Origin of the sequence: Phyllobacterium sp. 22552, assembly GCF_052044585.1 — a bacterium.
In the GTDB taxonomy this organism is placed as follows: Bacteria; Pseudomonadota; Alphaproteobacteria; order Rhizobiales; family Rhizobiaceae; genus Phyllobacterium; species Phyllobacterium ifriqiyense.
Genome location: NZ_JBQENG010000001.1, coordinates 735,249 through 748,863, shown reverse-complemented (window position 1 = coordinate 748,863; position 13,615 = coordinate 735,249). Strand labels below are relative to the sequence as shown.

The following is a 13,615-nucleotide window of genomic DNA, read 5'->3' as shown; positions in this document are numbered from 1 at the left end:
GTCTTTTACATCTCACTCATGCATATACGAAAACGGCTTTGCGCACTCTACTTCAAGAGATTTTCTCAAAAAATTATGCGAAGCCCATGAAATGCTTGACATACTGGCCGCGCTTGCCTCCGATAGAGCGCTAATGGAAATCATACAGATTCTGCCAAACCTCGGAGGAGCCCGGCAATATCTGTTTCGTAAAAAAGGCTAGCTCTATTTACAAGCCGTATTCTGGGAGGAGTGTTTAATGCGCAAGATACTAATTTCTCTGGCAGCCACCGCAACATTTGCCTTGGCATCCAGCACTGCTTTTTCTCAAGGTTACCCCGAGCGCAACATTACAATGGTTGTGCCATTTGCTGCGGGCGGCCCAACCGACACTGTTACCCGGCTGGTAGCAGAAACAATGTCAAAAGATCTCGGGCAACAAATTCTGGTGGAGAATGTCGGTGGCGCCGGCGGCACTTTGGGTGCTTCTCAGGTAGCCAAGGCCGACCCCGATGGTTACACGTTGCTTTTGCATCACATTGGCATGGCAACCAGCGCAACGCTGTATCGTAAGCTTCCTTATGATACGTTGAATGCGTTTGAATATGTTGGCCTTGTGACCGACGTGCCAATGACCATCGTTGCGAAGAAAGATTTCGAAGCAACCGATCTGAAAGGTCTCGTAGAATATGTGAAGGCCAATGCGGACAAGATCAGTCTTGCCAATGCCGGTATCGGCGCTGCCTCGCACCTTTGTGGCATGTTGTTCATGAATGAAATCAAAGTTCCGCTTGTGACTGTTCCGTACAAGGGTACAGGACCTGCGATGACCGATTTGCTCGGCGGTCAGGTTGATTTGATGTGTGATCAGACAACCAATACGACCAAGCAGATCAAAGGCGGCACCATCAAGGCCTATGCAGTGACGTCAGCGAAGCGTCTCGATGCCCTTCCAGATGTCCCAACTGTTGAGGAAGCTGGCCTTCCAGGAATGCAAGTAGGCATTTGGCACGGTATCTACGCTCCCAAAGGCACGCCGAGCGAAGTGACTGAGAAACTATCAGCGTCGCTGCAAAAGGCCCTGAAGGATCCGAACATTGTTGCCCGATTTGCCGAACTTGGCACAGTGCCCGTGACAGATGCGGAAGCTACCCCGGCAGGCTTGAAGTCAAAGCTCGAAAGCGAAGTGACACGCTGGAAGCCTATCATTGAAGCTGCCGGTCAATACGCAGATTAATTCAGCATTTACCGGGGCATTACGATGCCCCGGTCCTTTTGTTTAAGCAAAGCCGGAAAACGGCGACTGGGGGGATAAATGAAATCCTTGAGTTTCAGTACTCGCGACATTGTATGCGGTCTATTTTTCATTCTTGCGGGTTTGTTCTTTGCGATACAGGCTTATGGACTTGATCTCGGAACAGCATTTCGAATGGGCCCTGGCTATTTCCCTTTCGTGCTGGCTGGAATCCTAATCGTCCTGGGCGTAATCGTTATCATTCAGGGAACGCAGATCGAACATGAGCCGATGGGCCCAATCGCATGGCGCGGGATGCTGCTCATCCTGCCAGCTCCTATTTTTTTCGGCCTTACTATTCGCGGCCTGGGATTTGTTCCGTCGCTGTTTTTAACTGCTTTGATTGCAGCATTTGCAAGCAACAAAATGCGCCCTGGGATGGCGCTGCTTCTTGTCTGCGGTCTGACGATCTTCTCCGTCGTCGTCTTCAGTTACGCATTGGGACTCCCATTTCGCCGCTTTGGCCCTTGGCTCGGACAGTGAGGACACATCGTGGAACTCTTTAACAATCTTGTACTCGGGTTCACCACAGCGGGCGCCCCATGGAACCTCTTCTTTTGTTTCATCGGCGTTATCCTCGGCACACTTATCGGTGTATTGCCCGGCATCGGCGCAACAGCAACGATTGCGATGCTCTTGCCAATTACTTTTCAACTGGAGCCGGTATCTTCGCTGATCATGTTGGCGGGCATCTATTACGGCGCCCAATATGGTGGTTCGACAACGGCTATTTTGATTAACATGCCGGGTGAATCGTCTTCCGCCGTCACAGCAATTGATGGCTATCAAATGGCCAGGAAAGGTCGAGCAGGTGCCGCATTGGCTATTGCCGCTATTGGCTCTTTCTTTGCTGGAACAGTTTCCACCATATTGGTTGCAGTCTTCGCCCCCCCGCTGACCGCAGTTGCGTTGAAGTTCGGTTCTGCCGAATATTTCTCCCTTATGATCGTCGGTCTTGTTTCATCCATTGCCCTCGCCCATGGTTCAGTGGTCAAGGCACTGGGAATGGTCGTTCTAGGACTACTATTGGGGCTTGTCGGCACCGATATTTATACGGGAACGCCTCGGTTCAATCTTGGGATCTTGGAGCTTTCAGACGGGTTGAACTTTGTGGCCGTTGCGGTTGGCGTCTTTGGTATTGCAGAAATTCTCCGCAATCTCGAAAATGAACATGACCGGGATGTCATGATTAAAAAGGTCACTAATCTTTGGCCAACCAAACAGGATTGGAAGGAGATGACGGCGCCGATTTTGCGTGGCACTGCTATCGGCTCTGCACTCGGCATATTGCCTGGGGGCGGCGCAATTCTCGCATCTTTTGCCTCTTATACTGTCGAAAAGCGCATGTCGAAAACGCCTCAAGAGTTCGGCAAAGGCGCTGTGGCTGGCGTTGCGGGTCCAGAATCTGCAAATAATGCCGGCGCTCAAACATCATTCATACCAATGCTGACACTTGGCATCCCGGCCAACCCGGTCATGGCGCTGATGATCGGCGCTATGATCATTCAGGGCATTGTCCCCGGACCAAATGTGGCGACTGAACAGCCAGCTCTTTTTTGGGGCATCATCGCATCAATGTGGATCGGTAATCTTATGCTGATCCTGCTAAACCTGCCGCTGATCGGGCTTTGGGTTAAGCTTCTGACTATTCCCTATTATATGCTCTTCCCGGCGATCATCGCGTTCTGCTCCATCGGTGTTTACAGCGTTAATTCCAACGTCTTTGATCTCTTCGCGGTCGCATTCTTCGGGCTGATTGGGTATGTTCTGGCCAAGCTCCGCTGTGAACCTGCCCCCTTGCTGCTCGGCTTTGTATTGGGTCCGCTTCTGGAAGAACATCTGCGGCGCGCCATGATCATGTCACGCGGCGATGCCACGACATTTGTCACGCGGCCAATCAGTTTGACGCTATTGCTGCTTGCGGCAGCTGTACTTGTGGTAGTGCTCCTGCCCAGCATCCGCAAAAAACGCGATGAGGTGTTTGTCGAGGATTGATCAAGGCAGTTATGGTAACCGGTCCGAAATTCATTTCGGACCGGTATCAATGCGATAACTTGCTAAAACACCGTTGACGGAATCGATTGAACCGTTGAAAAGCATAGTCACGCGGACGTGGTGGAATTGGTATACACAACAGACTTAAAATCTGTCGGCCATTGGTCATGCGGGTTCAAGTCCCGCCGTCCGCACCAACATGAACCCGGCTTTCCGCCGGGTTTTTTGTTGTTTTGCAATGTATTTACGACCAGGCCAACACAATGAACAGTTTGTCTGGCGGGGCTTGCAGCGGTACGTTTCGGGAACTACGTTCCTGTTCCCATCAGGAGTGTTTCAATGACTAATGACAATAAAATCGTGACAGCCGCCATGCTCGCGATTGGTGATGAATTGCTCTCCGGGCGCACCAAGGACAAAAACATCGGCCATCTTGCCGATATTCTGACCGCCATTGGGATTGATCTCGAGGAAGTTCGCATAGTTCCGGACGAACAAGGCCGAATTGTTGAGGCATTGAACAGCCTGCGCCAGCGTTATGATTATGTTTTTACCTCTGGTGGTATCGGCCCGACGCATGACGACATCACCGCTGATGCTGTCTCCGTAGCATTTGGTGTGCCATGCGAACATGACGCCAAGGCGATGAAAATCATGGGGGACAATTACGCTTCAAGGGGTATCGAGTTTACAGAAAGTCGTCAGCGCATGGCGAGGATGCCAAGAGGTGCAATCCATATAGACAATCCGGTTTCAACCGCTCCCGGGTTCAACCTGGAAAATGTGTACGTTATGGCCGGCGTACCTTCCATATTTCAAGCTATGCTGGACAATGTTATTCCAACATTGAAAGTAGGCACGCAGCTACTTTCGCAATCAGTGAATTGTCCATTTGGTGAGGGCTCCATCGCGGTTGCATTGGGCAACATACAAGCTGAAAACCCAGACACAATCATAGGGTCATACCCTAAATATGAGAATGGTCGTTTTTCCACGGAGCTTGTTGTCCGTGCCCGGGACGCGGCGAAGCTGGCCTCTGCTGTATCTGCCGTTAAAGCCATGATCGCAAATCTGGAAGCAACGCAACTTCCACGCTAACGCACGGCTCGTTCTGGCTGTATACTGTAGTCAGCCATGTTTCGATGGCACAAAGACAATGGAGGCCAAAATGGCATTTCGCACCATCATCGCTTTTATTCGCAGTGAACGGGAAGCAAAACGGGTTATCGGCGCTGCCAGATTGATCGCCTCGTCGAGCGAGCGGACCCATATTATTGGCCTTTATACAATCCCCTCACCCATCGTTTATGCTGATCCCACAGGCTTTGCTGACACGACATTGTTTGAGGCACATGAGCAGCGGCATAAAGAAAATGCAGCGGCAATAACCGCAGCGTTCAACGCAGAAATGGCGAAAACAACGATTTCGCATGAATTTCGTATCGTGCGCTCGGAGAGCAGCAGTCCATCAGCGGGCGTTACTCAAAGCGCCCTGCGCGCAGATATAATAATTGCGGGTCAGCCTGACCCTAGTGACCCTGATAGCGTCAATGACGTCACTGACCCCTTAGTCATGGAAAGCGGGCGTCCTGTGCTTTTCGTGCCGTACAAGACACAACTGCCCGAAAAGATTGACCGTGTGGTCGTTGCATTCAACGGCAAGCGCGAAGCTTCTCGCGCCGCATTTGATTCCCTGCCATTGCTGATCAAAGCGGAAAGCGTTGACATTCTTTGGGTTGATCCAAGAAAGTCTACCGACCCGAATGTAGATATACCCGGCACGCCACTTTCTGATGCGCTTCGTCGTCATGGTGTGAACGTAAATCCGTCAACCATTGATTCCAATGGCGAACCGACCGACAAGATCCTTAGGCGCAGAATTGCAGATAATGGGGCAAATCTATTTGTTATGGGCGCTTACAGCCAGTCGCGCCTGAAGGAATGGGTGTTTGGTGGGGTAACCACGTCGATGATGAATGATATGCCGTGCTTGACGCTGATGTCGCGCTAAACTGTCATAAGTGCCAGGTTAATTGCACTAAACGTGGGTAACCAATGCAAGCTGCTTGCCATGAGCCAGCATTTCCCGCTATTGCGAGTTGCATTCCTTGCGGTTTCCCGCTTCCTCGCTTGATCTATGGAGTGCATCCAATGTCCCTGCCCGACAAAGCCTTTCCGGTATCCTGGGATCAATTCCATCGCGATGCCCGTGCATTGGCATGGCGTGTTGCTGGTATGCAGCGTGAATGGCGAGCTATGGTCGCAATCACCAGAGGCGGCCTCGTTCCAGCTGCAATTATTTGCCGCGAACTCGGCATACGCATGATCGAGACTGTCTGCATTGCCTCCTATCATGATTACGATGAGCAAGGAGAACTCAAAGTTCTCAAAGATGTGGATGCTCGCCTTCTGGAAAATGGCGGTGAGGGAATCCTTGTGATCGACGACCTGACCGACACTGGGAAAACGGCCGCTATTGTTCGCGCCATGATGCCAAAGGCACATTTTGCTACTGTTTATGCAAAACCCAAAGGTCGACCACTCATTGATACCTTTGTGACCGAAGTCTCTCAGGATACATGGATTTATTTTCCTTGGGACATGGGCCTGACATATCAGGAACCTATAACCAAAGGCCATAAGGGGTGATGGATCGGTAGATCACCGATAATCCTACCGATAAAAATAAGCAAAACGAAGGAACAAGAGGCTCTGCTCATAGTTGTGTTCTTTTTGCACTGCTGTTCAAAAAAATGTCACAAGTCGCGTTTAAGCAAAGAAGTGTAGCCGATGATCAGTTGCGATTTGCACGAATCGGTTCAATCTTGCTGATAACAAGAAAGAATGAGTGGAACCTTGAATATAGTCTACAAAGACGAATTGGTGACTGCGAAACGGACCGAGATGCCTGATGGCCGGGTTCGGCAGGTTGCTGCGCTTGTTTATAGATTAAAGAAAGACGTTCCCGAAGTTCTTCTGATCACCAGCCGTGGCACTGGCCGGTGGGTCTTGCCGAAGGGCTGGCCACAGGTCGGTAAAACTTTTGCATGCTCTGCGGAAGCGGAAGCATATGAAGAAGCAGGAGTCAGGGGCGACATCAGCCCATTCTCAGTGGGCACATATCGTTACGAAAAGGACGATATGTGTGAAGGTGAGATCGGTGATTTCATTGTAGATGTTTTTCCGCTGGAATTTATCCGCCAGGAAAAGAAATGGCCCGAACGTGGTGAACGACGGCTCGAATGGGTCAGCCTTGAAGAATCTGCGTCACGCGTTGAAGAGCCCGAACTTAAAGCTCTTCTGATGAGCTTCGATCCCTACCGGATTCCTCGCTGACAACAGACCGCCCACTCTAAACTCCACAGTTTTTGTCGACGTGGAGTTGTACCGTTTTATCAATGCGGCTAATCAGTTCTCCCCGTTATCCACATATGTGACACACAAGATGTTGCGGTCATAAATTTGTCAGAAACTATTTCTTGACGCAAACCATCGAGTCACTTTTTATAGGAGACCGTTGCGTTAGTAGCGTGACCGGAGTGTCGGTAACCGGTTTTTTTCCAGTTTGAGCAAAGTCTTAGACGCTGTTTTCTTACGAAAACACGTTCGGTGAATTTGTGCACTGCAGGCAAATGAGAGAGCATTCAAAATTTGAATTATTCTCTTGTTAATACTATATTTAGCGTTTGCAGGCAGAATTTCTACCAGATAGTGTGATGCGGAAATAAGGTAAGAATCGAACGACAGACGTTCAAGAGAACCATCCGGTTCGAAAATGTAGCGGTAGCGCACATTGAAGACGGATCGGGATGCAGAACTGGTTTCAAGCATTTGACCAGGGACAATGGGATTGCGCTCAGGGCAGGCTCAACGCTTCACATGGCGCCGGTTGAACACTATATATAGAGAGACAAGGACCAAACAGATGCGGATCGAACGGCGTTTTACAAAAGAGAACCAGTCTGCTTACGCGGATCTAGAGTTTCGCGTGGCGACAAGCGAAATCAAGAACCCGAACGGATCGGTTGTGTTCCGCCTCGAGAACATCGATGTTCCGGCCCAGTTCAGTCAAGTGGCAGCCGATATTCTGGCTCAAAAATATTTCCGCAAAGCCGGGGTGCCTGCCAAGCTCAAGAAAGTTGAAGAGAACTCCGTACCATCCTGGTTGTGGCGTTCTGTGGCTGATGAAGAGGCATTGGCCGCTCTGCCAGCCGATGAGCGTTATGGTTCTGAGATGGATGCGCGCCAGGTTTTCGATCGCCTGGCGGGTACTTGGACCTATTGGGGCTGGAAGGGTAAGTATTTTGATAGCGAAGCGGACGCCCTCGCCTTCCGCGATGAACTTGCCTATATGCTGGCAACACAACGCGTTGCGCCGAATTCGCCGCAATGGTTCAATACCGGCCTGCACTGGGCTTACGGTATTGATGGCCCGGGTCAGGGACATTATTACGTTGATCCCGAGACCGGCAAACTGACGAAATCAAAATCATCCTATGAACATCCGCAGCCTCATGCCTGCTTCATTCAGTCTGTTGCTGATGACCTTGTCAACGAAGGCGGCATCATGGATCTTTGGGTTCGTGAAGCCCGTCTCTTTAAATATGGTTCAGGCACAGGCTCAAACTTCTCTTACCTTCGCGGCGAAGGCGAGAAGCTTTCCGGTGGTGGTCGCTCCTCCGGCCTTATGTCGTTTCTGAAAATTGGCGACCGTGCTGCTGGTGCGATTAAATCAGGCGGCACAACGCGTCGCGCTGCCAAAATGGTCGTCGTAGACGTCGATCATCCCGATATTGAGGATTATATTGATTGGAAAGTGAAGGAAGAGCAAAAAGTTGCTGCTCTCGTCACAGGGTCCAAAATCGTCAAGCAGCATCTTACTGCAATCATGAAAGCTTGCGTCAACTGCGAAGCTGACAATGGGGATTGCTATGAGCCCTTGAGAAACCCCGCTTTAAAGCGTGAAATCAAGGCCGCGAAGAAGAACCAGGTTCCAGAAAATTACATTCAGCGCGTTATCCAGTTTGCCAAGCAGGGTTACACGGATATCGACTTCAAAACCTATGATACAGATTGGGATTCTGAAGCCTATCTGACTGTGGCTGGCCAGAACTCAAACAACTCCGTTTCTCTGAAGGACGAATTCCTGCGCGCCGTAGAAAATGATGGCGACTGGAATTTGACTGCTCGCAAGGACGGCAAGGTCATGAAGACCCTGAAGGCCCGTGACCTATGGGAAAAGATTGGCTATGCGGCTTGGGCCTCGGCTGATCCGGGTCTCCATTTCAACACAACAATGAATGACTGGCACACCTGCCCCGCCGCCGGTCCGATCCGCGCCTCCAATCCATGCTCGGAATATATGTTCCTTGACGATACGGCTTGTAACCTCGCTTCGATCAACCTGCTGACCTATCGCGGCAAGGATGGCAAGTTCGATATTACAGGCTACGAACACACTGCTCGCCTATGGACAATCGTACTTGAAATATCCGTCATGATGGCGCAGTTCCCTTCAAAGGAAATTGCTAAACTATCTTATGAATATCGCACGCTCGGTCTCGGCTATGCCAATATTGGCGGCTTGCTGATGACCTCCGGCATTCCTTATGACAGTGATGAAGGCCGCGCCATTGGCGGCGCCCTCACCGCCATCATGACGGGTGTCTCTTATGCTACCTCCGCCGAAATGGCGAAAGAACTCGGCGCTTTTGCCGGTTATGCGCCCAATGCAGCCAATATGTTGCGTGTAATCCGCAATCACAGACGCGCAGCCCATGGTGAAAAGCAGGGTTATGAAGGCCTTGCTGTAAACCCTGTCGCATTGATCGCCGATCACTGCCCCGATCAAGACCTCATTACGCATGCAAAGTCAGCTTGGGATAAAGCACTCGAGCTCGGTGAGAAGCACGGTTTCCGTAATGCGCAAGCCACGGTCATCGCCCCAACTGGCACAATCGGCTTGGTCATGGATTGCGATACAACTGGTATTGAGCCAGATTTTGCACTCGTGAAGTTCAAGAAACTTGCTGGCGGCGGTTATTTCAAGATCATCAATCGCGCCGTTCCGGAAGCATTGCGCACTCTCGGTTATTCGGAGAGTCAGATTGCTGAGATCGAAGCATATGCTGTCGGGCACGGCAATCTCAATCAAGCTCCGGCGATCAATCCCGGCTCGCTGAAGGCCAAAGGCTTCACGGACGAGATCATCGCAACGCTCAATACCGCATTGAAATCTGCCTTTGATATCAAATTCGCAGTGAACAAATGGACCATTGGTGAAGATTTTGCCAAGAATGTTCTCGGCTTCACCGATGAGCAGCTCAACGACGTGTCCTTCGAGATTTTGCCAGCTCTTGGCTTCTCGAAGAAAGAAATTGAAGCCGCCAATGTGCACATTTGCGGTGCCATGACCTTGGAAGGCGCTCCATTCCTCAAGGAAGAGCATTATCCAGTATTTGATTGCGCCAATCCATGCGGCAAGATCGGGAAACGCTATCTCTCGGTAGATAGCCACATTCGAATGATGGCCGCTGCGCAGCCTTTTATTTCCGGTGCGATCTCCAAGACCATCAATATGGCCAATGAAGCCACTGTCGAGGATTGCAAATCCGCTTACATGCTTTCGTGGAAACTGGCTCTCAAGGCAAACGCGCTTTACCGCGATGGTTCCAAGCTTTCTCAGCCACTCAACGCCTCCCTTCTCGCCGATGAGGACGAAGATGCGGATGATGCGATCGAAGCCTATGTTGAAGCCCCGGCTGCCGCTCGCGCAGTACAGATCACTGAAAAGATCGTAGAGCGTATTGTCGAGAAATATGTTCATGATCGTGAGAAATTGCCGAACCGCCGCAAGGGATATACTCAAAAGGCAGTTGTTGGTGGCCATAAGGTCTATCTGCGCACCGGCGAATTCGATGATGGGCGTTTGGGCGAAATCTTCATCGACATGCACAAGGAAGGCGCTGCCTTCCGGGCAATGATGAACAACTTTGCCATCGCGATCTCGCTTGGCCTGCAGTATGGCGTGCCGCTTGAAGAATATGTTGAGGCATTTACCTTCACGAAGTTTGAACCGGCTGGCATGGTTCAGGGCAATGATGCGATCAAGAATGCAACATCGATCCTTGATTATCTCTTCCGTGAATTGGCTGTCTCCTATCTTGATCGCCATGACCTTGCGCACGTCGATCAGTCCGACTTTTCGAACACGTCACTTGGACGCGGCATTTCCGAAGGTAAAGCCGAACCAGTCTCCAAAGGCTTGACACGCGGCGCGTCCCTTACAGTTGTTTCGCCCGGCAAGGCTGATCCAAAGGGTTTTAGCAACGCAGGAGGGACAGGCGTGGTTAGCGCGCCAAAGGCAGCTGCGTCATCAAATGTCATGACCCTTGCCAGCCGCTCCGCAACGGCGCTTGCAACAAAACCTGTCATTGCTGCCACAACGCAGGAATCCACTGGCTTCAAACGGGATTACGAAGAGCAGTCTAAACCGGAGCAAAGCCCGTCAACTGCATTGTTTGAGGACACCGATGCGGAAGCAGCGGCCGAAGAAGCTAAGGCAGCAGCGAAGAAAGTTATTTCCGATCGCCGCATCAAATCGATGATGCAAGGTTATACCGGTGATAGCTGCTCCGAATGCTCCAATTTCACGATGGTGCGCAACGGAACATGCCTCAAGTGTGACACGTGCGGAAGCACAAGCGGCTGCAGCTAACTGTCGAAATATTTCCGAAGAAAATTGGGTTCCCAACCTGGGGAACCCAAAAATAGCGTTCTATAGCGGGAAGTTTCGGCGTCGTTACTCAACGGGAACTTTCTTTACAATGAAGTTTGCCCAGACCGTTCTCGATATTTCTTCTTTATCGGGGTTCTCAGTTTCGTAGTCATATTCTTCGAGAACAGTGAGAAAGCCATTTACGGGCGACAAGAGATCGTCTGGAGTGATGAAGCCAGTTTCGCACTCTTCGCAGTGCGCGTAAATGTCACCGCTACTGAGATTACGCTGTAATATCAGCCAGCCTTGGCGGCAACCCGGACATTGCCCAACATGAAACAGTTCACCCATTGCACTTCTGTGCCATAAACCTTCATCTGCCTCAAGCTACTGCTCCGGGCTGGGTTCGACCCGCAACTCCTTGTTGGAATGGCAACGCTGGGCCGCTCTGGCGTTGCTCACTCCGACAAACTGAAAGAATCTGTGACCGCTATTGGGCGGCATTCGATGTTAACGTCGATGTACGCGGAGCTTTAATTGATGTCCCATCACTCTCAAGGTTTCCCCATAAGAACGTGGCTTGCGGTCAGCGCATTGCTGTTTATCTCTACACCATCGATTGCTTGGTCATTGCCAATATTCAGGTGGGATTCAAATGATAAGGGTTTTTGGATTGTCGCAACCAATCCAGAAAACCGATCATACAACTGTTCCACGACATATAAACTTTCATACAGTGGCCAGGAAAATACCCATACAACGAGTTTTTTTGTTTCGCCGAAATTCAGTGGGGTTTCGTTTGTGCAAACAGTAAATTTACCTCCAAGTATCCCGTGGACCGTCGTTCAAATAGGTCAGCCTGATTGCTATTGAAGTTTTCACCGGCATTAAACTCTTGCTCCTGAGCATCGGTTTTGGTCACGATAGACAGAGACTTTACCAGACGGCGCGCTTTCGCGCTTGAACAGCCGAGGGCGACCGAGAAAGAACCGGCTTGTTTTAGGAGGTGATCTCATGAGCCCTATACCAACCGGCCACGTCAGTGGCAATAATTTGACCTCCTGCGCAGGTTTCTCGCAGATGAAACTGACGTTTGGTCGAGCTTAACCAAGCCCGAACAAACTGCTCTCTGGTTCGGTCGCTGGGAAGACAATGCGACGCCAGGGAAGATCATTCGCGTGCGAATGGCCCACGAGAAAGGTCAACCATGGGCCAACATGATTGTCGAAGAATGCAGTGCGCCGAACCGTCTGGTAGTCACAGGGAATTGCAAGGGCCCGCCTTCGATGAGAGCGGGAAATCCAGCCCAACTTCGATGATCGCTATGTCGTGGGCGATCGAGACAACTGCGACGGTGAAAGATTCCGCTGCCGGTGTAGGCTAAACGCAAGATTGGGCCGTCTCCATCTGGAATATGAGGGCTATAAGTGACGCGTTCTCAATCGTTAAATGTAATTGTTTCGGGCAGGAATTGACCGAGTTTTTGTCTCATTACTTTTCGAATGAGACGTACTGCAGGCCCGGAAAAACCATCAAGACTTTGAATACAGCCAAATACTCTGTGATGACTGCGGACTTGCTGGGCAAAGCGGTAAATAAAAAGAAGAGCGTGTGGTGTCACGTAGGCGATATCAACGGGCTTGTGAATATAGGCGTTGCGAGCGGCGATTTCCAAATGGTTGATGAGCGCGACCGGAGAATATTGCTCTATATTCCGCGTACGAAACTTGATTTGTTTGTAAAGTATCTCTGGTTGGCTTTGATAATACGCTTGCTGGGTTGATTTGCGCATGGGATGCGGAAGGTGATCGACCAGCAAAAACTTTTTCGTGAAACCGGCAATGCGAGCGCCGAGTTCATGAGCGAGCCTGTATGTTGGCCGCTTATTCGGTTGAACAGCCTTCTGAACTCTCAAGGCATTGCGGAAAAAGGTTTTGAGACGCCAGCGCTGTGGTGGAGCCCACTTTCCAAAAATCACAGGCATCCCATTCCGAAAGAAAAAATCCGGCGTCAGACTTCTGTTCATGAAGAAATCGTCATTCAGATAGATGTAGTGCTCACTGAGTTCGGGGATGCGCCAAAACATTGCTTCTATCGTTCTGGCGTTGAACGTTGGCAACACGTCTTCAAAGCCTGCAAACAGTACCGTGTGATCAATAATCTGGATAAAGTCCTGTTCGCACAGGCCAGCCTTCGCAAATTCATCGATAAATTGTGGTTTCTGATTATCCGAGACTATCCAAATCCGCCGGATAAAGGGGGCAAATTTGAGAATTGACGCGATGCAATAATAGATTTCGCCATTGTTGGCATATCGCGTCGCCTTTCCGAGCATACGGCCGTCCAGATGTTCTTGCATCTTGGCGAAATGCTTTGGGTCAGATCCATCGACCCAAGCTATCACAGCATCGATTTGTGGATTAATTACAGAGTCCAATCGCTCAAAACTCTCCCCCATGAACTTAACTGGATAACGATTATTTAATCTCATACAATAATAATCAAGCGCAAGGATTAGGGTTCCGATGATTGATAATTATGTTTGGGATATCTACCTCGAGACGCTTCGTCAGAACTTCTTTTCCCCTTGGAATTCTCAACGAAGCGGAAAACAAGCTGATCGTCTGCTA

General features: G+C 50.4%; 11 protein-coding genes and 1 tRNA gene. 10 read left to right on the top strand and 2 right to left on the bottom strand.

Going from position 1 to position 13,615, the window contains the following annotated elements; translation table 11 throughout:
- The first annotated feature begins 238 nt into the window (after positions 1 to 238).
- From ACTJI9_RS03695 to ACTJI9_RS03655, 9 genes are all read left to right on the top strand, one after another.
- Positions 239 to 1,216 (top strand): tripartite tricarboxylate transporter substrate binding protein BugD, encoded by a 978-nt coding sequence (locus ACTJI9_RS03695; protein WP_115052820.1) that lies wholly within the window; start codon positions 239 to 241, stop codon positions 1,214 to 1,216.
- A 78-nt stretch (positions 1,217 to 1,294) separates the two neighbouring features.
- Positions 1,295 to 1,756 carry a tripartite tricarboxylate transporter TctB family protein gene (locus tag ACTJI9_RS03690; protein WP_115052819.1) on the top strand — a complete coding sequence of 154 codons (462 nt, stop codon included), beginning with the start codon at positions 1,295 to 1,297 and terminating at the stop codon, positions 1,754 to 1,756.
- Between the two features lie 9 nt (positions 1,757 to 1,765).
- Complete coding sequence (locus ACTJI9_RS03685; RefSeq protein ID WP_115052818.1) at positions 1,766 to 3,268, top strand: tripartite tricarboxylate transporter permease; 1,503 nt, start codon at positions 1,766 to 1,768, stop codon at positions 3,266 to 3,268.
- 111 nt (positions 3,269 to 3,379) lie between these two features.
- Positions 3,380 to 3,465: transfer RNA gene (locus ACTJI9_RS03680), tRNA-Leu, on the top strand.
- 142 nt (positions 3,466 to 3,607) lie between these two features.
- Positions 3,608 to 4,366: a molybdopterin-binding protein gene (locus tag ACTJI9_RS03675; protein ID WP_115052817.1), complete on the top strand. Its 759-nt coding sequence runs from the start codon at positions 3,608 to 3,610 to the stop codon at positions 4,364 to 4,366.
- 70 nt (positions 4,367 to 4,436) lie between these two features.
- Positions 4,437 to 5,279 carry a universal stress protein gene (locus ACTJI9_RS03670; protein WP_162802476.1) on the top strand — a complete coding sequence of 281 codons (843 nt, stop codon included), beginning with the start codon at positions 4,437 to 4,439 and terminating at the stop codon, positions 5,277 to 5,279.
- A 140-nt stretch (positions 5,280 to 5,419) separates the two neighbouring features.
- Positions 5,420 to 5,917, top strand: a complete 498-nt coding sequence (gpt, locus tag ACTJI9_RS03665) for a xanthine phosphoribosyltransferase (RefSeq protein ID WP_115052815.1) — start codon at positions 5,420 to 5,422, stop codon at positions 5,915 to 5,917.
- Positions 5,918 to 6,172: 255 nt separating this feature from the next.
- Positions 6,173 to 6,604: an NUDIX hydrolase gene (locus tag ACTJI9_RS03660; protein ID WP_336440212.1), complete on the top strand. Its 432-nt coding sequence runs from the start codon at positions 6,173 to 6,175 to the stop codon at positions 6,602 to 6,604.
- A gap of 589 nt (positions 6,605 to 7,193) precedes the next feature.
- Entirely contained in the window at positions 7,194 to 10,985 is a 3,792-nt protein-coding gene (locus tag ACTJI9_RS03655) for a vitamin B12-dependent ribonucleotide reductase (protein ID WP_440806049.1), read from the top strand.
- Between the two features lie 84 nt (positions 10,986 to 11,069).
- Here the strand turns inward: ACTJI9_RS03655 and ACTJI9_RS03650 are convergent, their stop codons facing one another.
- Positions 11,070 to 11,336, bottom strand: a complete 267-nt coding sequence (locus ACTJI9_RS03650) for a hypothetical protein (protein ID WP_115052813.1) — start codon at positions 11,334 to 11,336, stop codon at positions 11,070 to 11,072.
- Positions 11,337 to 12,046: 710 nt separating this feature from the next.
- Here ACTJI9_RS03650 and ACTJI9_RS03645 point away from each other — a divergent pair.
- Positions 12,047 to 12,304 carry an SRPBCC domain-containing protein gene (locus tag ACTJI9_RS03645; protein ID WP_115052812.1) on the top strand — a complete coding sequence of 86 codons (258 nt, stop codon included), beginning with the start codon at positions 12,047 to 12,049 and terminating at the stop codon, positions 12,302 to 12,304.
- 119 nt (positions 12,305 to 12,423) lie between these two features.
- Here the strand turns inward: ACTJI9_RS03645 and ACTJI9_RS03640 are convergent, their stop codons facing one another.
- Positions 12,424 to 13,443, bottom strand: coding sequence for a Stealth CR1 domain-containing protein (locus ACTJI9_RS03640; protein WP_440806047.1), 1,020 nt, complete (start codon positions 13,441 to 13,443; stop codon positions 12,424 to 12,426).
- Positions 13,444 to 13,615: the final 172 nt, after the last annotated feature.